Below are 21,941 nucleotides of genomic sequence, written 5' to 3'. Positions count from 1 at the left end.
CCTACAGCGAGCACCCCATCTCCGAGGAGTCCGCGGGGATGGTCGTCTGGTCGGCCGGGATGCGCTCGACGGCCTCGCCGGGCTTGATTGCCGCGTCCCAGTTGTCCTCGTCGTTGGGCGCGACACCCGCGATGGTCATCTCCGAGCGCGCCTGGTTGTTGTACTCCTGGAACGTGTAGGCGCCCTCACCCTTCGGGGTGTCCGTGACGGTCATCCCCTGCAGCGCGGAGACGAGGTCTGCACCCTCGGTAGAGCCGGCTGACTCGACGGCCTGCACGAGCGCCGAGGCGGTCGTGAACAGCCCGGAGCTGAACAGGTCCGGGACGATGCCGTACGCCGAGGTGTAGCTGTCGACGAACGCGCTGTTGATGTCGTTGTCGTACTGGTTCCAGTGGTAGCGCGAGGTGAACGGCCCGAGATTCGCGTTCTGCAGTTTCTCCTCGGTCAGCGGCGTCCCCAGCTCGTTCTGCAGGGTCTGCCCGACGATGCCGGTCGTCACCTGTGTGGCGAAGCCGCCGAACACCTTGAACGAGTAGTCGCCGTTCAGGAACGTGGTGAACAGTTGCGGGAGCGTCTGGACCGTGAATCCGGCGACGATCCCCCCAGCCCCCGCGCTCTCGGCGTTGTCGAGCAGGCCCTCCCACTCGGAGTAGCCCCGCGGGAGGAACTGCTCGCCGACGATCTCCACGCCCTGCGACTCGAGTACCGAGCGGTAGTTGTTGACCACCGCACGGCCGAACGAGTAGTCCGCGCCGAACAGGTACACCGACGAGACGTCCGAGTTCTGCGCGACGTATGTGCCGCCCGAGCGGGCGTCCATCGCGGTGTTCTCGCTGGCGCGGAACACGTTCGGCGCACACGTCTCGGCATTCGCGGTGATGTCGGCCGACGCCGCCGGCCCGATGAGCGTCGGGATGTCGACCTGCGTCGAGACGGTCTGGATGACGCGGTTGGCCGCCGCAGAGGAGCTGCAGCCGACGATGACGTCGACGTCCTCCTGCTGGACGAAGTTCGTCGCGATGGTCTGCGCCTCGTCGGCCGAGAGCTGTGTGTCCCGGACGACGAGTTCGTAGTCCACGTCGCCGACGCTGACCGTCTGGGTCCCCGTCTCGGCCGGCGGGGCGAACTCGCTCTCGCTCTTGTAGTTGAACCCCTGGAACAGCCCCCAGAGCGACTGCTGGCCGTAGTACTGCAGGCTCCCCGACACCGGCTGGAGGACGCCGATCCTCACGGTTCCAGAGACCGGCTGTGGCGTCCCCGTCGCGGTGTCGGTGCTCCCGCCACCACCCCCGCCGCCGGGGGTGTCCGTCGGTTCCTCGGTCGGGGTCGGCGTGCCGTCGCCACTCGAACAGCCCGCGAGGCCGGCGATGCCGGCCGCACCAGCCGCGGCGACGAACCGTCGCCGCGAGATGTGATTTCGTTCCATGACACGCTAGAGGAGTACTGTCACACCACGCTAACACGTCGGGTTGACATGTGAACCGACGAGACGCTCACGAGCCGGTCCACCAGAACCGGTCGTCGAGACGGGTCTCCCGCCCGGTTAGCGGTTCGCCTCGAACCACTCGACGGCGACGTCGACCATCGGTCGCTGGTCCAGCAACGCACACTCGGCGACCCCCACCTCGCCGCGCGAGACGGCCTCGGGGTGGGCCGCTTCGAACGCCGCACCGCACTCGGGGAAGTCCTCGTCGTCGATGGCGAGGTCCTCGAACGTGACCCACTCGCGCTCGCCGTCGCGGACGACGGCGCTCCCCTTCGACTCGCGCTCGAGGCCGAGGTCGGCGCGGTACTCCGCGAGGTGGAGCGACGTGTTCGTCGCGTGCGTGGTGCCGAGGAACAGCACCCGTCCGTCGCGGTCGTACACCCGTGCGAGCGGCGAGTCGTCACCGAGCGAGTCGTCGAGGGGGTGCCTCTCCGTGACGAACGCGCTGTCGGTCCCCCACGCCGCGAACGAGTGCATCGGGTGGGCGCTCCGCTCGACGCCGGGGTACGAGCGGAAACACTCGGCGACGGCCCCCATCCCGCGCGTCGGAGTCACCGCGGGCCGGTAGGCGGGCATCGTCTCGCGCACCGTCGCGTACCAGTCCTCGGGGACGGGTGGGTTCTCCCACCACTCCGGGTTCGAGACGTCGGGCGAGTGGGTCGGCATCACGAGCGTCCCGTCGGTGAGAATCCGCTGGAGGGCGTCGACGACGGCCGGGGCGGCGCCGTTGACCCACCCCAGCGAGGAGAGCGAGGCGTGGACCAGCAGGCAGTCGTCCGACTCGACGCCGAGGGCACGGAGGGCCGCGGCCATCGACTCGACCGTGATCGGTTCGGACGAACGCTCGACCGGGAGGACCCCGTCGGAGCCCGTCTCGTCGCTGTCGCTCATGTGCCGTCGTGCCAGCGGCGAGGGATAAGCCTCGTGGGGCCGTGTCAGGCCGACTCGTCCTCGTCCATCTCCGAGAGCGCCTCGCTCACCCGACCCATCGCCTTCCCCTCGGCCCGGCGGAGGTTCTTCGAGACGGCGGTCTTCGAGACGCCGAACTCGTCGGCGAGGTCACCGAGCGACGCCCCGCGCGGTGACTCGAAGTAGCCCCGGTCGACGGCGGCCTCGAGCGTGCGGCGCTCGGTGGGTGAGAGGTCGCGACACCCCTCGACGAGCGTCATCGCCGCACCGACGTTCTGGACGAACCCGGTGACGGAGTGCGGCGAGACGCGCTCGCGCTCGACCACGTCGAACTCGTTGGCCCGGTCGAGCGCCTCCAGCGTCTCGTCGGCGGTGGCCTCCCGGTCGAAGCCGACGTGCCAGAGCTCCGCTCCCTCGCGGATGTGGAACGGACCGGTGATGTACCCCTCGTTGGCGCGGATGGTCCCCATCGCGTCCGTCTCGTCGATGGTGGTCCGTATCTGTGCCGCCTCGCCCTGTTTCGAGAGCAGCGTGCACTCGCGCATGTTCTCGTGGTCGGCGAGCGCCCCCAGCCCGTTCTCCAGCGCCCCCCGGTCGGCCCCCTCGACCAGCATCCGCGTCTCCAGTTCGTGCCGGGCGCTGTCGAACTCCCAGTGGACCGCCGCGAACGAGACGTCCGTCGCCTCCGTCGTGTCGATGAACGGGCAGTCGTACTGCTCCATGTCGAGGGTGAGTTCTAGCATGGTCCTGCCCCTGCGTGGCCGGCACGTTTCGTGTGACACAGCAAAAGACTTTCGCGCAGGGCGTCATTCGCCGGGCGATTGAAGCCGTTCGGTCGCCGCCGTGCTCACCACGCCCGCTCCAGCACCCCGAGGACGTCCTCGGCCGTCGGGTCGTACCCCTCGGGTCGGTTGCGCATGAACCCGTCCTCGACGACCACGTCGGCGATCTTCGGGAGGTCCGACTCGTCCATGTCCTCGACGTCGCGCAGGCGGGTGGGGAGGCCGAGCGCGTCCCGGACCTCCGTCACGGCCTCGACGACCCCCTCGGCCGTCGCCTCGGGGGAGTCGGCCGCCACGTCGAACGCCTCGGCCAGCAGGTCGCGCCGGGCGTCCACCTCGCCGAACAGGTGTTCCAGCGCGTCCGGCAGGACGATGGCGTGAGCGCCACCTTGCTGGACGGCGAACCCGCGGGCGACCCCGTGGCCGTAGGCGTGGATCACCGAGAGCGTGGTCCCGTCGGAGCGCGAACAGCCGTACTGGACGAGCATCGTCCCGACGATGCAGTCGTAGAGGGTGTCCGCGTCCCACTCGCCCGCACCGAGTTCGGGGAGCCCCCGCCGCAGCAGCGAGAGCCCACGCATCGCCGTCGCGTCCGTGACCGGCGTGGCGTTCCGGGCGTACACCGTCTCCAGCCCCTTGTCGAAGCCGTTCATCGCCGACGCACAGAGGACGCCGTGCGGGGTGGTCTCGAACAGCGACGGGTCGTAGACGACGGCCGCGGGCATCAGCCGCGGGTCGAACACGCCCCCGCGGACGACGAGGTCGCCCTCGCTGTCGGGCGCGTCGGTGATACCGGCGACGACCGAGAGTTCCGCGCCCGCGAGCGTCGTCGGGACGGCCACGATGGGCGTCGGCGTCGCCTCCTGCGGGAGTGCCAGCCCACCCTCGCGGAGCGCGGCCCGCGCCTCGTCGAGCGACTGGCCCGTCTCGCGGAGCGTGGCCGCGACCTTCGCGACGTCCAGCGAGGAGCCACCGCCGACCGCGACGAGGGCGTCGGCGTCGAGGTCGTCGGCGAGTTCGGCCACCTCGTGGGCCGTCGCGATGCGCTTGTCCGTCGTCGTCTCGGCGAACGTCTCGACCAGTCGGTCCCCGAGCCCCGCCTCGACGCGGCCGCCGACGGCGTCGCTCGTCCCGGTCGTCTCACCGGCGACGACGAGGGCACGCTCGACGTCGATGGCAGCCAGTTCGGCCGCGAGGTCCTCGACCGCGTCGCGGCCGTAGCGGACCGTCGGTGGGTCGTAGGGGAACCGGAACTCCGGGATGCGGTCGTCCATAGGTGCCGTGTCGCGTGGCGGGCGTATGAATCCGGGTGGCGGTATCGGGGTACCGCGCTGTCGGTCTCCGAGTCGGGACGGGGTTAGCGTCGGCCAAGCAAGTGATAACTAACGGTCAACATATCCGTACTCCGCATGGTATCAGACGATATCACTCGACGCACGGCACTCCGACTGGGCGGCGCGACGCTCGTGGCCGCTGGCCTCGGCACGGCCACCGCGAGCGCACGGCCAGGCGCGAGCCCGAACGCGGTGTTCGACCTCGACTTCTCGACGGCGGCCGACGTTGCCGGGAACGGTCCCAACACGGCAGGATGGGTCCTCGACCGATACAACCCGAGTCTCGGCTACGACCCCGTGGCGTTCACCCGTGCATCGTTCGACGGGGACGACCGACTCTGCATCGACATCAGCGAGGACGGCCCGACCTCCGGGTTCTACGGCTATCAGGGCAAGAAGTACCAGGACGCCGGGGGCAGTTACTGGAACACCGGCACCGGGTCGCGGTTCTCGTACCGGTTCTACATCGACCCCGCGTGGGAGGGCGACGGCGTCGGCCAGCAGACCGGCGTGTGGCCCGTCCTCGGCAACGAAGGTGGCAGCATCAGCGCGTACCCCATCCTCGAGTACCAGGACAGCGACGCGAACGAGGACGGCGAGGCCGGATTCCGGGTCTACGTCTACGAGGCCGACGAGAACGGTGACTTCGCCGGCGCCCGCTGGGAGTCCATCGGCCTCCCCCGGAAGCTCGGCATCGACCCCGAGGAGGGTGGCTGGGTGGACGTCGAGGCACAGCTCCAGCAGACCAGCGACGGCGCGGCCATGAAGTGGCGCGTCGACGGCAAGCTCGTCGCCGACGAGCGGAACTACAACGTGTTCGCGCCGAGCACGCAGTTCCTCGAGTTCATCTTCAACAGCCCCAACTTCGGCGTCGACCAGCAGTACTACTACGACGACGTCACGCTGACCGAACCCGGCCGCGCCGGCAAGGGCCAGTAGACCGTCAGTCGTCCCCGTTCTCGTCCTCGATACCCTCGCCGCTTCTTCCCTCCCCACCGGCGAACCGCTCGGCGCCCTCCATCGCCGTCTGGAGCGCTCGGGAGCCGTACCACCCCTCCAGTCCGAGTCCCTGCTGGAGCGGGGTGCCGACGCCGTCGTAGACCGCCTCGCGGTCGGTGAGCATCGTCTCCTGCGGGAACTCGGCGAGTCGCTCGCCGAGTTCGACGGCGGCGTCGAGCGCCTCCCCCTCGTCGACCAGTCGGGTCGCCAGCCCCCAGCGCTCGGCCGTCTCGGCGTCCACAGCACGGCCCGTGAGGATCATGTCGAGCGCCCGGCCGAGGCCCACGACACGCGGGAGTCGCTGCGTGCCGCCGTCGACGAGTGGGACGCCGAAGCGGCGTTCGAAACAGCCGAACGTGGCTCCGCGAGCCGCGACGCGGATGTCACACCAGAGTGCCATCTCGATACCGCCGGCGACGCAGTGGCCCTCGACGGCCGCGATGGTCGGCTTCTCCAGCCGACGGCGGGTGAACCCCAGCCAGCCGTCGGGGGTGTCCTCGAGGTCCATCGCCTTCAGGTCGGCACCGGCGGAGAAGGTGCCCTCGCTCCCGGTGAGGACGGCGACGTGGGCGTCGTCCTCGTCCTCGAAGCGGTCGAAGGCGTCGCCGAGCGCCTCGCTCGTGGCGTGGTCGATGGCGTTGCGTCGCTCGGGTCGGTCGACGGTGACGACGGCCACCGGCCCCTCCCGGTCGTAGTGGACGGTCATGGCACGGCCTGCGTGGGCGAGGACCGTCAACCGTGGGGTCGGCCCGACGGGCCCTCGTCGGCCGTCCGGGCGACGACGAGGTAGTTCGTCCCGAGCGCGAACGACCGGCCCTCCTCGACGGAGTCGAACGTGCGTCGGAGCTCCGTCAGCACGTCCTCCTCCGTGTTCCAGTTCCCGAACGCCCGGTAGAACCGCTCGACGAGCGGGTTCAGGACCCGAGCGGGACCCGAGGGGACCAGTCGGATCTCGTAGAGCGCGAACCGGGCCCCGGGGACGAGTGCGTCGTGGACGCGTTCGACCACGCCACGGACGTCGGGCATCGCGCTCACCGCCGTCGTGGCGAGTGCCCCGTCGAAGGGACGACGGTACGAGAGGCGGGTGGCGTCGGCCTGCACCACCTCGACGTTCTCCCAGCCACGCGTCTCCACGCGTTCGCGGGCACGCTCGACCATCCCGCGGGCGAGGTCGACACCGACGACCAGTCCCTCGGGCCCGACGGCCTCGCGGAGCGCCTCGAAGTTCACGCCCGGACCGCAGCCGAGGTCCAGGACCCGGTCGCCGGGCGAGAGGTCGAGGAGGTCGACCGCCTCGCGGCGAACCCCCACGGTGTCGCGTTCGACGAACCCCCACCGCGAACTCAGGAACTCCCAGCGGCGGCGACTCCGCTCGATGGCGGCCCGGTGTTCGGGGTCCGGGTCCTCGTCGGTCGTCTCGGTGGGCATCGTCCCGGCTCTCCAGCCGCGACGCTCCTGTTTCTTTCCCCGGCACGCACGGCGCCGCCGCTCTCCGGGCGGGGTTCGAAGGGAGAGTAGTGCCACCGGGAACTGCCCCGGAGGACGGTTCGACCGACGCGTCGGTGTATAAAAAACCCGCGCACGTTATCGCGATTTGAACTGTCTCGACTCGCGAACGTAAACCGGATGCCGCGATAGGAAATCACCCGTGGGAGTGTGGCTGGTGACCTCCGAACGCCGGGGCGGACTCGGCAGGTCGAGTCCACCGGACGGGGCGTCGAGAACGGGACACCACCGGATTCGGACCCCTCGGCGGCCAGAGCGCCCGCTATCGGCGGTTCAGTCCAGCAACTGTGCGGACTCGTCGCGGTCCAGACGGAACGTCTCCAGTTCCTCGAGCATCTCCTCGCTCGTGGTCCCGAGTTCGACGGCCGCTTCGACGATGTTCTCGCTCGCCTCGGACTGCTCCTCGATACCAGCCGACACCTGCTGGACGCCGCCGGACACCTCGTCGGCGACGCCGGCCACGTCCTCGACGACCCGCTGGACGGCCTGGGTGTCCTCGGCCTGCTCCTCGGTAGCGTCGGCGATCTCCTGGACCGCGGTGTTGGTCTCGGCGATGACGTCGGCGACCTCGTCGACGTTGTCGACCACCTCTTCGACGGCCTCGACGCCGGCTCGGACCTGCTCGGTCCCGTCGGAGATGGTCTCGCTCGTCTCGGCGATACCGGCTTTCAGTTCCTCGATAGTCTCCGTGATCTGCTTGACGGCGTCGCCCGACTGCTCGGCGAGGCTCTTGACCTCGTTGGCGACGACGGTGAACCCCTGGCCGTGTTCACCCGCACGAGCGGCCTCGATGTTGGCGTTCAGCGCCAGCAGGTGGACCTTGTCGGAGATATCGCTGATGAGGTCGGCCATCTCGTTGACCGTCCCCATCTGCCCCTCCAGCGAACGTATCATCTCGAGGTTACGCTCGCCGGCCTCGTTCGCCTCGCGGATCTCCTCGACGGCGGTCCGGCCGTTCTGTGCCCCCTCACGGACGGCCTGGACGGCCTCCCGCGAGAGTTCCTCCATCCCGGTCGCGCTGGCGGTTATCTCCTCGATCGACCCCGAGAGCGACGCGATGTTGGTCTCGGCGGCCCCGGCACGCTCGGCCTGTCGCTCGGCCGCGTCGGCGATGCTCTCGGCCGACGCGCTCACCTCCTCGATGGCGGCGGCCGTCTCCTCGCTCAACGCGCTCATGTCCTGGCCGATTGTCTCCAGCCGATCGGCCCGCCGGCGACTGCGTTCGAGCGAGTCGCGCATCCGGTCGACGGCCGTCGTGAGGTTGCCGGTCATCTCGACGAACTCCGCGTGGACGTTCTCGATGGCCTCGAACTCGGCGGGGGGGTCGGGGACGGTCGGGTCGACGGTCAGGTCGCCCGCCCCGAGTTTGACGAGGTTCGACTGTAGCCGGTCCATCACCTCGCGCTGGTACGCTTCCAGCTGTGCCTCACGCTCGTGGAGCGCCATCCGTTCGGAGATGTCACGGTCGATGGCCATCGCGCCCCGGACCGTCCCCCGAGCGCAGGTGATCGGGACGACACTCCGGGAGACGTGAGCCGTCCGCCCCCCGAGTTCGAACGCGTCCTCGTACTCCTCGATGCGCTCGCCGTCTTCGAGCGTCCGGTCGAGCAGGGCCGTCCCGCCCGCCTCGGCGTAGAGGTCGGCCGCCGCGCTCCCGACGAGCGAGTCGGCCCCGCGCCCGAACAGGTCGGCGGCGTTCGCGTTCGCGTGTGTCACCTCGCCCCGCGCGTCCGTCACCAGCACCGGGAACGCCAGCCCGCCGAGGATGCTCCGAACGAGGTCCTCTCCGTCGACGGCGTCGAGTTCGTCGGTCACGTCGGCGCCCGCGTGGTCGGCCGCGGCCGCCCCTCGATTCCCGTCCGACGCCGACGTCAGCACCCCGCCGTCGGTGACGGGTCGCCCAGTGTCTGTACCACCCCGCAGCCCCCGCAGCATCTCGCGCAGCATAGGTGTCGTCCTCCGGTCGCCAGCGCGGGGACATAAACCGACGGTCCAAATTATCGGAGCATAGAATCTCGGTTCGGTGGATTATAGCCGCATTTTCAACCCAACTGTTCGCCCACGATGCGGTCGGCGACCTCGACGAACTCCCGCTCGCGGCCGGCGGGGATGGTCGCGCCCGCCGCCACGTCGTGGCCCCCGCCCTTCCCGCCGACGGTCTCGCTGGCCTCGCCCATCACCCGCGAGAGGTCCAGTCCCGCCCGGACGAGCGTGTGGGTGCCCCGGGCCGACACCTTCGTCTCCTCGTCGTTCTTGCGGGCGAAGGCGAGTATCGGGGTGCCGCGGTCCACGCCGTCGCTCCCGACGGCCATCCCCGCGACGATGCCGACGATGGTCTCCTTGATGCGGTCCTCGGCGTCGAACCACTGGAGGTGCTCCTCGCTCGTGACGCCCGAGCGTTTGACCCACTGCAAGCCCTCGGAGAGGTTCCGCCGGTGGTTCGAGAGGAGTTCGCGGGCACGCTCCAGCCCACCACCCCGGTCGCCGAGACAGACCGCGAGGCCCACGTCCGCGCGGTCGTACCGCGCGGTCGCGTTCAGCAGGGTGGAGAACTCGCTCGCGTCGCGGAGTTCCGTCCCCTCGGGTTCGGCGGTGAGGGTGTAGCTCGTCCCGACGAGGCGTTCGACCTTCGAGGCCGGGACCCCGCGCTGGATGGCCCGCCGGACCAGCGCCGAGGCGACCGTCTGGCGCTCCGACTCGGTGAGGTCCACCCATCGCTTCCACTCGGAGCCCGACCGACAGTCCACGTCCAGCCCGTCGAGGAACTCGATGGCCCCCGACTGGGAGTTCGAGATGCCGGGGACGAACACGTCGGTGGCGTACTCCAGCAGTTTCGGGAGTTCGCGCGTCTGTTTCCCGTAGACGGCGAGGTCCTTCGCCTCCTCCAGCACGCCGGCCTCGACCCCCTCCGCGACGATACCCTCGTTGGCGCCGTGGAGCGCGCCACCCGAGGCCTGCATGTCCCCGACGGCACCCACGACGGCGAGCGCCGCGAGGTCACGGTTGGCGGTGGCGTCGTGTTCGGGGGGCGCGCCGGCGGCGGCAGTTCCACCGTCCGTGGCGGGGCTCGTCCGTTCCCCCAGCGCCCGGGCCAGCACGTACGCCGCGCCCGCACCCGAGAGCTCGCTCGCCCCGTCGATGCCGAACAGGAGCGGGTTGAGGTGGAACTCGGTCTCCGCGTCCGCCGGCTGGTGATGGTCGGCGACGACCGGCGTGAACTCCCCGGCGTCCTCGTGTTCGACGATGGCGTCCAGTTGCCCGCTCCCGAAGTCGGTGAACAGCACGGTGTCGTAGCCCCGCATGGCGATGCTCTCGACCTCGTGGGCGTCCAGTTGCTTCTTGAACACCGTCTCGAACCGGATGCCGGCCCGTCGGAGCGCCGTCGCCGCGACGGCGGCGCTCGTCAGCCCGTCGGCGTCGATGTGCGAGGCGAGCAACACGCGGTCGGCGTCGAGCAGCCGCTCGGCGCAGGCGTCGGCACGATCGGCGAGTTCCGGGACGGGCACGCTCATACCCCGGCGTTGCGCTCGTTCGGATTTGAACCCTCGCACTCGCCGACGGTGATTCGATATCGTGGCTATCGGTTTACGGCTCGCGAACGGGCGACCGTTCGCTCGATCACCCGAACTGCCCGTATCCGGCCCGAGACCCCTCTGAGCGGTCGTTTCACCGGACGGAGTCCGTGAAAATGGAACGCTTATACGTTCACGCCACCCACGGCGACGGGTGAACACCCCATGACAGCCATCCGAACGGAGGGACTGACGAAGTTCTACGGCGACGTGCGGGGTATCGAGGACGTCTCCTTCGAGGTCCGAGAGGGGGAGGTGTTCGGCTTCCTCGGCCCGAACGGGGCCGGGAAGACGACGGCGATGCGGACACTGCTGGGGTTCCTGAAACCCACCGGCGGCGAGGCGTGGCTGCTCGGCCACGACGTGTCCGACCCCGACGAACTCCGCGCGGCGAAGGCGCGGGTCGGCTACCTCCCGAGCGACCCCGGGCTCGACGAAGGGGTGACCGGCAAGCGCCTCCTCCGGTACTACGGCGCCCTGCAGGGTGACGAGCGGAGCGACGAACTGCTCGAGCTGTTCGACCCGCCGCTCGATCGGAAGGTGGGGGAGTACTCCCGCGGGAACAAGCAGATGCTGGCGCTCGTGCTCGCGTTCATGCACGACCCGGACCTGCTGGTGATGGACGAACCCACCTCGGGGCTGGACCCGCTGAAACAGGAGCGGTTCAACGAGTTCCTCCGACACGAGGTGGCCAGCGGGAAGACGGCGTTCCTCTCCTCGCACGTCCTGAGCGAGGTCCAGAAGACCTGCGACCGGGTGGGCATCATCCGGAACGGCCACCTCGCCGAGGTGGAGACGGTCGACGACCTGCTGACCCGCGGGGGGAAGGTGGTCACCGCGCGGTTCGACGAACGCGTCGCCCGCGAGGAGTTCGACCTGCCGGGGGCCGACGACCTGCGGGTGACCGACGAGGACGGCACCACGAGCGTCTCGTTCACGTTCACCGGCAACTACGACACCCTGCTGGCGCGGCTGACCGACCACACGGTCCTCGACCTGGACGTCCGTGACGCGCCGCTAGAGGACGTTTTCATGCGGTTCTACGGTGAGGGGCCGGAGAGGCCGGCGAACGGACGCGACCCGGCGACCGAGGAGACCGGAGACGCCGGCGAGGTGACCGCCTGATGTTCGAGGTCGCTCGCTACGAGGCCGAGCGCCGGTCGGTGGGTGCGTTCGTCGCCGCCGCCGGGCTCTCGCTGTTCGCCGCCCTGTTCCTCGCCATCGGCCCCTCCATCATCTCGGAGGTCGACTTCACCGCCTACTTCGAGGCGCTCCCGCCCGCGTTCCAGCAGGCGTTCGCGGTCGACGCGATGGGCTCGTTCGCCGGCCTGCTCGCCGTCGAACTCTACCAGTTCGGCTGGGTGATCATGCTCGGCATCTACTTCGCGTACCTCGGTGGCGGGAGCATCGCCGGCGACGTCGAGAGCGGCCGGGCCGACATGCTGCTCTCGACGCCGCTCTCGCGGAGCCGACTCGTCGGCGAGAAGTTCCTCTCGCTCGCGTGGCCCGTCCTCGTCGTCAACGTCGTGGTCGGGGCGGTCGTCTACGTCGGGTCGCTCCTCGTCGACGAGGCCATCCCGCTGGCGGACGTCCTCGCGGTCCACGCCCTCTCGATCCCGTACCTGCTGCTGACGGCCGCGCTCGGCGTGCTCTGCTCGACCGTGTTCGACGGGGCGGCGGCCGCCCAGCGGGTCGCCGCGGGGCTGGTCTTCGCGCTCTTCCTCGTCGACTCGCTCGTCGCCGGGACCGACTTCGAGTGGCTCGGCTCGCTCAGCCCCTCGCGGTTCTACGACCCGAGCGCCATCCTCGTCGAGGGGGAGTACGACCTGCTCGGCGCGCTCGTCCTGGCCGAGACGGCCGTGCTCCTGCTCGTGCTGTCGCTGCTGGTGTTCCAGCGGAGGGACCTCTGATGCACGCGCGCGCCACCCGCGCGCTGGCCGTCGTGTTCGTCCTCCTGCTGGTCGTCCCGGCCCCCGCACAGGCCGTCGTCCAGGGCGAGCCCAACCTCACGGTGGGGCTCTCCGACGACACCGTCCGGCCCGGCGAGACGGCCACCCTCTCGGTGGTCGTCGCGAACGACGCGGAGCTCGAACAGGCCTCGCTGTCGAACCCCGCGCTCAACGAACGCGTCACCACGGCCCGCGCCGTGGAGGTGTCGGTCGACGACGAGGGGCCCATCGACGTCCGGACCGGGACCCACCTCGTCGGGAGTATCCCGGACGGCGGTGCCGCCACCCTGCCGGTCGCCGTCAGCGTCGACGCGGACGCCCGGCCGGGCACCTACGAGGTACCGGTCGAGATCTCCTACAGCTACACGTCGCAGGTCTCCGAGCTCATCGGCGCGGCCCAGCAGAACACCGAGACGGTCACGCGAACCCTGACGGTCCGCGTCGAGGCCGCGCCCGTCTTCCGCGTGGTCGAGACCGACGCCGACCTCCGGGCCGGTGAGTCGGGCGCCGTCTCGGTCACCGTCGAGAACGTCGGGCGCACGGCCGCAAGCGACGCCCAGTTCACGCTCCGGTCGCCGGACCCAGCGCTCTCGTCGGGCGAGGGCGCGACCCGGTTCGCCGACGGCTGGGACCCCGGCGAGCGACGGACGCTCGAGTACGCCGTCGGCGTCGCCGAGGACGTCCGTCCGGCACCCTACACGCTCGAGCTGGCACCGACCTACCGGGACGGCGCGGGCCGCGTCGTCACGCCCGCGACGCTCCTCGTCGGCGTCACGCCCGTCACCGACAGCCGGTTCGCGGTGGTCGACGTCTCGAGCACCGTCGTCGCCGAGGGGGCCGGCACGGTCGACGTGCGCCTGCGCAACGACGGGGCGGAGCCCCTCCGCGAAGCGACGGTCCGCCTGACCACAGACGGCGGGCTGGCCGTCGACGGGGGGCAGGGGAGCACCCGCTTCGTCGGCGAGTGGGCACCCGGCGAGACGCGGACCGTCAGTTACGACGTGCGCGCCGGCCCCGACAGCACGGCGGGCACCTACACCCTCTCCGCGGCCGTCACCTTCACCGGCAGCGACGGCGTGGGCGAGACCACCCGCACGGTCCCGGTCGGCGTCGAGGTGGCGGCGCCGCCGACGGTCGCCGTCGAGACGGTGGAGAGCGACGCCGTCACGGGCGGTTCGGGCACCGTCGCGCTCACCCTGCGCAACACCGCCGACCGTACGCTCCCCGGAGCGACCGTCGCGCTCGCCGCCCCGGGCACGGGCCTCACCGTCGACGGGGGGGAGTCGGGGACCCGGTTCGTCGGCGAGTGGGCACCCGGCGAGACGCAGACCGTCACCTACGACCTGACGGCCGCGCCGACCACCGCCGCGGGAACCTACACGCTGTCGGCCACGGTCGGGTACGAGAGCGGCACGACGACCGTGGCGGGCCGACCGCTGCAGGTGGGCGTCCCGGTGAACGACCCGGTCGCCTTAGACGTACGCGACCTCTCCGGCGACCTCTACGTGGGTGAGCGTGGGACCATCCGCGGGACGGTCACCAACGACGGCGACCGGGCCGTCCGGAACGCACTCGTCGTCCTCGGGGCGCGCTCGCCGCACGTCTCGTTCCCGGAAGGGGCCGTCAGCGTGGGTGACCTCGACCCCGGCGAGTCAGCCACCTTCGCCGTCGAGACGGACGTGGGCGCGGGGACGACGGCCGGCGACCGCTCGTTCTCGCTGACCGTCGAGTACGAGACCGAGGGAGGGGCGGCCAGGACGAGCGACGCCGTCTCGTTCACCCGCACCGTCGGAGCGGACCGCGAACCGCTCTCGGTCGACCCGGTCGACGCGGCGTTCGAACCCGACAGCTCCGGTCGGCTGATGGTGAACGTGACCAACACCGGAGCCGAGCCGCGGGAGGAGATCACCCTCCGCATCGCGCCGAACGCACCCCTCTCCAGCGCCGCCCCGGAGGCGTACGTCGAGCGACTAGCGCCCGGCGAGGCCACGGAGGTGTCGTTCGAACTCACCGTCGACGAGGACGCCGTCCCGAGTTCGCTCGCCGTCCCGCTGAACGTCACGAGCGAGGCGGCCGGCGGCACCCCGTCTACGGACACCTACCGGGTCCCGGTGACCGTCGCGCAGCAACCCTCGGGCCCGGCGGACTTCACGACCCTCGTGGCCGCCGCGGGCATCGGCATCGCCATCCTCGTCGCCGGAGCGTACTGGTGGTTCAACCGATGAGCACGGTGGAGGGCCACTGATGCCCCGCGAGTTCACCGACGCCGAACGCGAGCGCATCCGCGAGCGACTGCGCGAGACGGGCCGTGACCTGTTCGCTCGCTACGGCCTCGCCAAGACCACCATCGCCGACCTCACGGACCCCGCGGGGGTCGCCGACAGCACGTTCTACACGTTCTACGACTCGAAGGAGGCGCTCTACCTCGAACTGCTCGAGGAGGAGGGTGAGGCCATCGCCGACCGCGTCGTCGGTGCGTCCTTCGAGCGCCACGACGACCCGGAACGCGCCATCGCGGCGTTCCTCCGGACCATCTGCGAGGCGGTCGAGACGGACCCGCTGGTCAGGCGGCTCGTGGTCGAGGACGAACTCGACCGCCTGCGCGACCGACTGAGCGACGCGGAACTGGCGGCCGACCGCCAGCAGTCGGTCGGGTACTTCCTCCCCTACGTGGAGGCGTGGCACGAGGCGGGCCGGTTGCGCGGACCCGACCCGGAGACCGTCGCCCACGCCATCCGTGCCGTGACCTTCCTCACGCTCCACGAGGAGGACGTGGGCGAGGAGCGCTACGCCGCGGTCCGCGAGCTGCTCGTGGACGCGGTGGCCGCGGGGTTGGCGACACCCGCAGACGGCTCGCCCGCGGACGGCTGAACTGAAGTACCGCGCCACCGTCGCTCCCTCCATGAAGACGCGACTCACCAGCCTCGACGAGGTCCCCGAGCGGGGTTCGTGGCTGTTCACTGTCCGCCAACACGGCGCCGACGAGGAGTACATCCTCGTCCGTTGTGGCGACGACGAACACGGTCCCGTGCGGGCGTTCCGGAACGTCTGTCCCCACGAGCCACAGCGCCTCGACCGGGGGAACGGACACGGCGCGGCGATGCGCGACGGCGAGATCATCTGCCCCCGACACGGCTCCTCGTTCGACACCTGCTCGGGCTACTGCGACAACGGCGACGCCCGCGAGACGACACTCCCGGACCTCGACGTCGAGGTGGAGGGCGAGGACGTCTACCTCGTCGACGACTCGGCGACGTTCCGGCACGACGGCCCGAAGGAGGACGACGACGACATGCCGAGTTCGACGTCGCACCTCGGGTTCTGAGTCGGTTCGGTCGATCTCGGAGGGTTCGAGCCGTTCTCGTCTGGATTCCCCGTTCGAGTCGAGACGCTGGCGTCTGACGCTGTAAACGGCTGGGCACGATACGAAATCGGCAGCCCGTGGGGACGGCCAGCCACAGATTCCGTGGCCGTAGAGCGCTTCTCCTGCCCGTCTGCGTGCGACTCGACCGTGTGGCCACTCGTGGGGGGGAGAGAGTGCGCACGAACCGGGAGCGCGGAGCGGTCCAGCCGTCAGTCGCCGTCTCGGGCCTCGATGCGGTCGACGACGGCCCGTGCGAGCGCGTCGAAGTCCGCCTCGTCGGGTACCACGTCCACCTCGACACCGAGTTCGCGGGCGCGCTCGCGCGTCGGGTTCCCGATGCAGCCGACGACGGCGTCGTTCAACCCCTGGAGAGCGGCCTCGCGGAGTTCGAGGTCGGCGGCGCAGTCCAGGAAGTGCTCGACGGTGAGCGAGGAGGAGAACAGGGCGCCGTCGAGGTCACCGCGGGCCGCGGCCTCGACGCTCGCGCCGGCGCTCGGTGGGCGGGTCAGCCGGTAGAGCACCGTCTCGTGGACGTACGCGCCGGCGTCGTTCAGCCCGTCCAGCAGGGTGTCGCTCCCGTGGTCCGAGCGCGCCACCTCCACGCGTGCGCCCGCGACCTCGTCTTCGAGCGCCGCGACCATCCCGGCCGAGGAGTAGGTCTCGGGGACGAGGTCGACCGCGTAGCCGTGGTCGCGGAGGGACTGGGCCGTCGAGGGGCCGATGGCGCAGACCGTCCCGGTGGGGGTCCACCCCTCGGCGTCGGCGCGTTCGACGCCGGTCTTGCTCGTCAGGATCGTGTAGTCCGCGTCCTGTCGGGGGGCCGCGTCCGTGGGGTCGACGGCCAGCATCGGGTCGGCGACGGGCTGGGCGCCCAGCGACTCCAGCAGGGCGACGGCGTCGGCGAGTCGGTCATCGTCCGGCCGGAACGCGGCGATAGCGACCATCACGAGGCCACCTCCCGTCTGCCGGCCGTGGCCCACCGACCGCGATTCGCTATCGCGGTATGCGGTTTATCCATCCGCACCCTCCTGCGGGCGCCCGTCACGGAGGAACGCCTTCACGCGGTCTCTCGTGGCCGCGACCTGGCCGATAACGGTGATGGCCGGCGGTTCGACGCCGTGTTCGTCGCGGGCCTCGACGATGGTGTCGAGCGTCCCCGTCACGACCCGCTGGTCGGGCCACGTCGCCCGCTCGACGAGCGCCACGGGCGTCTCGGGGTCCTTCCCGGCGTCGAGGAGCTCCTCGACGTAGAGCGGCAGTTTCCCGACGCCCATCAGGACGACGAGGGTGCCGCCGGTGTCCGCGAGCGCCTGCCAGTCAACCGCCGACTCGTCTTTCGTGGGGTCCTCGTGGCCCGTCACGAGCGAGACGCTGGAGACGAAATCGCGGTGCGTGAGCGGGATGCCGACCACACCGGGGCCGGCGACGGCCGACGAGAGCCCCGGCACGACCTCGAACTCGACGCCGTGCTCGGCGAGGTGTTCCATCTCCTCGCCCCCGCGGCCGAAGACGAACGGGTCGCCCCCCTTCAGGCGGACGACGTGCTTGCCCTCGCGGGCGAGTTCGACGAGGCGTGCGTTCGTGTACTCCTGCGGGGTCCACTCCCCGCCGGCGCGCTTGCCGACGTCCTCGCGCTTGGCCTCGGGGATGGAGCCGATGATGTCCGAGCCGGGGAGTTTGTCGTGGAGGACGACGTCACACTCCGCGAGCAGGCGCTTGGCCTTCACCGTCATCAGTTCCGGGTCGCCGGGGCCGCTCCCGACGAGCGAGACGAACCCCGCGGTGGCGTCGTCGGACCCGCTCATCGCGTCGCCTCCCGCTCCTCGTCCTCCTGCACGCGAGCCTCGGCCACCAGTTCGGCGGCGCCGTCGTCGGCCATCCCCTCGGCGAAGGTCCGGGCCGCGCTGGGGTGTTCGGCGACGGGGACGTCGGTCGTCGCGCGGACCTCCTCGGTGCCGTCACGCGAGAGCGCGCGGGCGACGACGTGGACGTACTCGCCACGGAGCGTCGCGTAGACGCCCAGCGGCGCGACACAGCCGCCGCCGAGCGTCTTCAGTACCGTCCGCTCGATGGTCGTCTCGACGCGGGTTCGGGGTTCGTCCAGGCGCTCGCGCAGGTCCTCGGCGAGGTCGCCGTCGCAGGCGGTCACGGCGATGGCGCCCTGTCCCGGCGCGGGGACGAACGTCTCGATGGGCAGACGCTCGTAGGGGACGTGCGGGAGCAGGCCCGCCCGCTCGAGGCCGGCCTCGGCGAGGACGATGGCGTCGAACTCGGTGTCGACCTCGCGACCGAGCGCCCGGCGCTCGATCTCCGAGAGCGAGTCGAACCACTCCTCGACCGACCGGTCGAACTGCTCGGCGTTCGCCTGGTCGTCCTCGCCCCCCTCCTCGGCGTCCATCCGGCGCTCGTGTTCGCGCTGGAGCGCCGGCGCGAGCAGTTTCTCGACGCGGGTGTCCACGTTCCCACGCAGCGGTTCGACGGTGAGGTCGGGACGCTCGGCCAGCAGCTCGGCGGTCCGACGGAGCGAGGCGGTGCCCACGACGGCGCCGTCCGGGAGCTCCGCGAGCGAGCGGCCGTCCGGGGTCAGGAGCACGTCGCCCGCGGCGGCCCGCCGGGGGACGCCGGCGACGACGAGTTCGGCCGGGAAGTCCGTGGGCACGTCCTTCATCGAGTGGACCGCGGCGTCACACTCCCCGTCGAGCACCTTCTCGTCGAGGGCGCGGACGAACGCGCCCGTCTTGCCGAGACGGTGGATGAGTTCGTCCTCGAGCTGGTCGCCCGTCGTCTCCACCTCGACGAGTTCGACGGCCGTCCGGCGGTTCTCCAGTCGATCTTTCACCGCCAGGGCCTGTCGCATCGCGAGGTCCGACCCCCGTGTGGCCAGCCTGAGGGTCTGCTTGTCGGTCATACGTCCGAGTCGGCGCGGGCCGTTGAAGTTCCCTTCGGGTCGCTCCGGGGAGCGAGGCCGCCGGAATCGGGCCCCTGCGGTGGTGTCGGCTGGACGAACGGTGACGGCCGGTCGGGAGACGGTAAACCGTATGGCGCGATAGCAAATCGTCGTGAGGTGGGGTTCTCGGGGGACGGGAACCAGCGCGCTCCTCTTGGCCGCCGGGCGTCTCCCCGTGAGGATGACTTGGCGGGACGTGCCGAGGCGGCTGACGTGGCGACAGTGGACGCTGCTGGCGACGCCGGTCGCGCTCGTCGCCACCACGCTGGTCACCTTCCAGTGGCTCGACGCCCGGTTCGGCTCGGTCGGCTACCTCGGGGGCTTCGTCTTCTACTGGGTGGGCTGGTGTCTCGCCGTCCCCACCGCCCTCCTCGGCCCGGCGGGGGTCAGAGACCTGTTCCGTGCGGGGCGGCCGCCGCTCGGGTCGCGGCCGCAGCTGACCGCCGTCGCGCTCGTCTGGCTCCTGCCGTTCCCGTTCCTGTTCTACTTCCTGCCCAACGTGGCCGGAGCGTCGGCCGCCGCACTCGTCGCGTCGCTGGTGGTGGGGGTCGTCATCGGCGTGACCGAGGAGCTGCTCTGGCGCGGGACGTTCGTCCGCGTGTTCCCCGACAGCCGCTGGCTGGGGTACGTCCATCCGACGGTCTGGTTCGCGCTCTGGCACGTCGCACCACAGTCTGTCAGACCCTCGCCCGTCCCGGGGGGAGTCGCCGCATTCGTCCTCTACGCCCTGTTGCTCGGTGCCTCGTACGGATACCACGCCCGCCAGACGGGGTCGATCAGATGGTGTACGGTCGCACACGTCGTCCACGACACACTCGGCCTCCCGGGGGCTACGTTCCTCGGGCTGGCCGGTGCTCTCTGACCCCTCACTCCGGTATCGAGGCGGGCACGAACTCCCGGAACCCGAGGTAGGTCACCAGCACGGCACCGATGCCGACCGTCGCACCCAGCAACACGACCACGTCACCGAGGGGGACGAACGAGAGGAGTTCGGCGGCGACGGAGACGAGGGCGACGCCGGCGGCGGTCGCTCGCGGCCCCTCGAGGCCGACGCGGGCGAGGCGGGTCCCGAGGAGGTACCCCAGTGCCACGACCCCGTAGCCGGCGACGAGGACCGCCGCGACGAGGCCGAGCACGGAGACCGGGATGAGGACCAGCGTGAACGCCATGAACACGAGCATGGCGATGGCGCTGACCGAGACGAGGGCACCCGCGGTCAGGCTGACGACCGGGTGCCGGCGGGCGGCACGCGCCGCCGTCGCCAGCGGCGTCGGCCAGCGTCGGGCGACCAGGTAGCCCGCGAGCGCGAGGACGCCCGTCTGGACGAGGAACAGCAGCGCCCGCGCCGCCGGGGAGGGGCCGGCCGTGACGTCGAGGCTCGTCACGGCCACCTGCGCCGCCGGGTCGACCGTCCGACGCCCGGCGAGCGCGTCGACCGTCCCGTCGATGCGGGCCGTGGGGCCGGCGACCACGCGGCCGCCGAGCTGGACCACGTCACCGCCGACCCGTCCCTGCACGTCGAGCGTGCCGTTCACGACGTAGACGGGACCGGGCGTCGTCGTGTCCGCGGGGACGGTGACGGTGCCACCGGCGACCACGAGGGGGTCCGTGCCCGCCTCGTTCGCGCCGTCGAAGGTCACGTCCGCGCGGGTCACGTCCCCGCCCGCGGTCAGCAGGAGGAGCGCCACGAGGAGCAGGGGGACCGTCTCGAGGTTCACGCCGGCTCACCCCGTGCGTACCGGGCGACGCGGTGCAGGTAGACGGCGACGGGCACCCCTGCGAACAGGAGGAGGGCGAGCGCGTTCACGAGGTTCAGGTGCGAGAGCAGTCCCACGCCGGACTCCTCGAAGGAGAGCGCCAGCGAGGTGGAGAGGAACGTGGCCAGCCACCCGGCCACTCCGACACCGAGCGCGGCGTGCGTGCCGACGGTGTCGGGCGTCGAGACGTCCGGCCAGAGCGCGAAGTTGAGCGTCGTGTAGAAGCTCACCGCGAGCGCGTAGAACCCCGGCATCAGCAGGGGCGGGGCACCCTCTGCCGTGCGGACGAAGAAGGTGTAGAGCAGGTGCGTGAACGCGAACAGGCCGAACACCCAGAGGAACAGCGCGCGTCGGGAGAAGTTGGCGTAGAGCACCCCCGCCGCGAGCGCTCCGAGGACGTGGACGACGCCGATGAAGACGTGGATGCCGAGGTCCGGCGACCCCCACGAGGCCAGCACGAGCGACTCCGTCTCGACGATGCGGAGGAACCCGAGGCTGTCGACGAAGTACGCGCCGAACATCAGGACGACGAGCGCCCAGAACGCGAGGCTCCACGTCCGGACCGGTTCTGGTCGGCAGAACCGGCCGACCGCGTGGCGTGGCTCGCCCGCGAGTTCGTCCACCAGCGAGACGCGGCCCGAGGCCAGCACCCCGAGGACGAGGAGGGCGGGGACGAACGCGGCGACCATCACCGCCGCGAACGAGCCGATGGTCCACTCGAGCGGGTAGACGGCGGCGACGAAGAACGCGCCCGCGGTGACGAGCGCCGCGACGTACCCCCGGTCCGGGACGGGCACGAGGTCCACGGCGAGGCCGAACGTGGCCGGGACCCCGACGCCGATGGAGACCGAGCAGAGGCCGACCCACGCGTAGAACGCGAGTTCGCTGGCGACGAACGGGGCGACGGCGGTCAGGGCGGTCTGGAGGACGGTCACGCCGAACAGGATGCGGAGCTTGGCGTAGAGGTCGCGGCTCACGCCGGTCCGGTCCATCGCCACCCCGGTGACGATGGCGACGGCGAGCGTGGCGAGCGCGAGGCCGGCCATCGCGACGGAGACGGCCCCGCGAGACATCCCGACCACGCGGACCCCGAGGTCGATGAGCCCGAGCTGGACGAACGTGACGTTGTAGTAGTAGCCCCCGGCGGCGAGCGCGACGAACAGGCCCACCCCGAGGAGGGTGGCGAGGTCTCGTTCGCGGAGGGCGTCGAGGGTGGTCACGTCCTCGTCGTGTCCGCCGAGCAGTATGAAACCGTACGCCGGTCGCGCGAGCGAGCGAACGAGGCCGCGGGGTGGACACACGGGCTCGTGTCGTGGCCCACGGGCCGTCCTCCCAC

General features: G+C 71.0%; 20 protein-coding genes. 7 read left to right on the top strand and 13 right to left on the bottom strand.

Features of this window, described 5'->3' with window-relative positions; genetic code table 11:
- Position 1: 1 nt before the first annotated feature.
- From N0B31_RS18300 to N0B31_RS18285, 4 genes are all read right to left on the bottom strand, one after another.
- Complete coding sequence (locus N0B31_RS18300) at positions 2 to 1,426, bottom strand: ABC transporter substrate-binding protein (RefSeq protein WP_260593053.1); 1,425 nt, start codon at positions 1,424 to 1,426, stop codon at positions 2 to 4.
- Between the two features lie 117 nt (positions 1,427 to 1,543).
- Complete coding sequence (locus N0B31_RS18295) at positions 1,544 to 2,377, bottom strand: AAC(3) family N-acetyltransferase (protein WP_260593052.1); 834 nt, start codon at positions 2,375 to 2,377, stop codon at positions 1,544 to 1,546.
- Positions 2,378 to 2,421: 44 nt separating this feature from the next.
- Positions 2,422 to 3,138 carry a helix-turn-helix domain-containing protein gene (locus N0B31_RS18290; RefSeq protein WP_260593051.1) on the bottom strand — a complete coding sequence of 239 codons (717 nt, stop codon included), beginning with the start codon at positions 3,136 to 3,138 and terminating at the stop codon, positions 2,422 to 2,424.
- 104 nt (positions 3,139 to 3,242) lie between these two features.
- Positions 3,243 to 4,451, bottom strand: coding sequence for an iron-containing alcohol dehydrogenase family protein (locus N0B31_RS18285; RefSeq protein WP_260593050.1), 1,209 nt, complete (start codon positions 4,449 to 4,451; stop codon positions 3,243 to 3,245).
- Positions 4,452 to 4,586: 135 nt separating this feature from the next.
- Between N0B31_RS18285 and N0B31_RS18280 the strand changes: the two genes are divergently transcribed.
- Positions 4,587 to 5,450 carry a hypothetical protein gene (locus N0B31_RS18280; RefSeq protein ID WP_260593049.1) on the top strand — a complete coding sequence of 288 codons (864 nt, stop codon included), beginning with the start codon at positions 4,587 to 4,589 and terminating at the stop codon, positions 5,448 to 5,450.
- 4 nt (positions 5,451 to 5,454) lie between these two features.
- On the opposite strand, the gene N0B31_RS18275 is transcribed toward N0B31_RS18280, so the two are convergent.
- The 4 genes from N0B31_RS18275 to recJ all read right to left on the bottom strand — a co-directional run bounded on the left by N0B31_RS18275 (position 5,455) and on the right by recJ (position 10,528).
- Complete coding sequence (locus N0B31_RS18275) at positions 5,455 to 6,216, bottom strand: crotonase/enoyl-CoA hydratase family protein (RefSeq protein ID WP_260593048.1); 762 nt, start codon at positions 6,214 to 6,216, stop codon at positions 5,455 to 5,457.
- A gap of 26 nt (positions 6,217 to 6,242) precedes the next feature.
- Positions 6,243 to 6,938 (bottom strand): class I SAM-dependent methyltransferase, encoded by a 696-nt coding sequence (locus tag N0B31_RS18270; protein ID WP_260593047.1) that lies wholly within the window; start codon positions 6,936 to 6,938, stop codon positions 6,243 to 6,245.
- Between the two features lie 351 nt (positions 6,939 to 7,289).
- Positions 7,290 to 8,963, bottom strand: a complete 1,674-nt coding sequence (locus tag N0B31_RS18265; RefSeq protein ID WP_260593046.1) for a methyl-accepting chemotaxis protein — start codon at positions 8,961 to 8,963, stop codon at positions 7,290 to 7,292.
- A gap of 95 nt (positions 8,964 to 9,058) precedes the next feature.
- Complete coding sequence (gene recJ / locus N0B31_RS18260) at positions 9,059 to 10,528, bottom strand: RecJ family nuclease (protein ID WP_260593045.1); 1,470 nt, start codon at positions 10,526 to 10,528, stop codon at positions 9,059 to 9,061.
- A 225-nt stretch (positions 10,529 to 10,753) separates the two neighbouring features.
- Between recJ and N0B31_RS18255 the strand changes: the two genes are divergently transcribed.
- From N0B31_RS18255 to N0B31_RS18235, 5 genes are read left to right on the top strand one after another with little or no spacing between them, the layout of a single operon-like run.
- Positions 10,754 to 11,713 (top strand): ABC transporter ATP-binding protein, encoded by a 960-nt coding sequence (locus tag N0B31_RS18255; RefSeq protein WP_260593044.1) that lies wholly within the window; start codon positions 10,754 to 10,756, stop codon positions 11,711 to 11,713.
- Complete coding sequence (locus N0B31_RS18250; protein WP_260593043.1) at positions 11,713 to 12,498, top strand: DUF2705 family protein; 786 nt, start codon at positions 11,713 to 11,715, stop codon at positions 12,496 to 12,498. Before N0B31_RS18255 ends, N0B31_RS18250 begins: the two co-directional genes overlap by 1 nt.
- On the top strand, positions 12,498 to 14,762 hold the full coding sequence (locus N0B31_RS18245) for a COG1361 S-layer family protein (RefSeq protein WP_260593042.1): 2,265 nt from the start codon (positions 12,498 to 12,500) through the stop codon (positions 14,760 to 14,762). The genes N0B31_RS18250 and N0B31_RS18245 overlap by 1 nt, the downstream gene beginning before the upstream one ends.
- Before the next feature lie 19 nt (positions 14,763 to 14,781).
- Complete coding sequence (locus N0B31_RS18240; RefSeq protein WP_260593041.1) at positions 14,782 to 15,408, top strand: TetR/AcrR family transcriptional regulator; 627 nt, start codon at positions 14,782 to 14,784, stop codon at positions 15,406 to 15,408.
- Between the two features lie 31 nt (positions 15,409 to 15,439).
- Positions 15,440 to 15,862: a Rieske (2Fe-2S) protein gene (locus N0B31_RS18235; RefSeq protein WP_260593040.1), complete on the top strand. Its 423-nt coding sequence runs from the start codon at positions 15,440 to 15,442 to the stop codon at positions 15,860 to 15,862.
- Positions 15,863 to 16,110: 248 nt separating this feature from the next.
- Here N0B31_RS18235 and N0B31_RS18230 read toward each other — a convergent pair whose 3' ends face one another.
- The 3 genes from N0B31_RS18230 to hemC form a co-directional block, all read right to left on the bottom strand.
- Positions 16,111 to 16,845 carry a uroporphyrinogen-III synthase gene (locus tag N0B31_RS18230; protein WP_260593039.1) on the bottom strand — a complete coding sequence of 245 codons (735 nt, stop codon included), beginning with the start codon at positions 16,843 to 16,845 and terminating at the stop codon, positions 16,111 to 16,113.
- 66 nt (positions 16,846 to 16,911) lie between these two features.
- A complete protein-coding gene (cobA, locus tag N0B31_RS18225) occupies positions 16,912 to 17,706 on the bottom strand; it encodes a uroporphyrinogen-III C-methyltransferase (protein ID WP_260593038.1) in 795 nt (264 codons plus the stop codon).
- Positions 17,703 to 18,809: a hydroxymethylbilane synthase gene (gene hemC, locus N0B31_RS18220; RefSeq protein ID WP_260593037.1), complete on the bottom strand. Its 1,107-nt coding sequence runs from the start codon at positions 18,807 to 18,809 to the stop codon at positions 17,703 to 17,705. Before hemC ends, cobA begins: the two co-directional genes overlap by 4 nt.
- A 220-nt stretch (positions 18,810 to 19,029) precedes the next feature.
- Here hemC and N0B31_RS18215 point away from each other — a divergent pair, with 220 nt between their 5' ends.
- Positions 19,030 to 19,710: a CPBP family intramembrane glutamic endopeptidase gene (locus N0B31_RS18215; protein WP_260593036.1), complete on the top strand. Its 681-nt coding sequence runs from the start codon at positions 19,030 to 19,032 to the stop codon at positions 19,708 to 19,710.
- Between the two features lie 4 nt (positions 19,711 to 19,714).
- On the opposite strand, the gene N0B31_RS18210 is transcribed toward N0B31_RS18215, so the two are convergent.
- On the bottom strand, positions 19,715 to 20,566 hold the full coding sequence (locus N0B31_RS18210; protein WP_260593035.1) for a polymer-forming cytoskeletal protein: 852 nt from the start codon (positions 20,564 to 20,566) through the stop codon (positions 19,715 to 19,717).
- On the bottom strand, positions 20,563 to 21,825 hold the full coding sequence (locus tag N0B31_RS18205) for an MFS transporter (RefSeq protein WP_260593034.1): 1,263 nt from the start codon (positions 21,823 to 21,825) through the stop codon (positions 20,563 to 20,565). The genes N0B31_RS18210 and N0B31_RS18205 overlap by 4 nt, the downstream gene beginning before the upstream one ends.
- Positions 21,826 to 21,941: the final 116 nt, after the last annotated feature.

The sequence above is a fragment of the Salinirubellus salinus genome, from assembly GCF_025231485.1.
Lineage (GTDB): Archaea > Halobacteriota > Halobacteria > Halobacteriales > Haloarculaceae > Salinirubellus > Salinirubellus salinus.
This window is presented reverse-complemented; position numbering and strand designations above follow the sequence as displayed.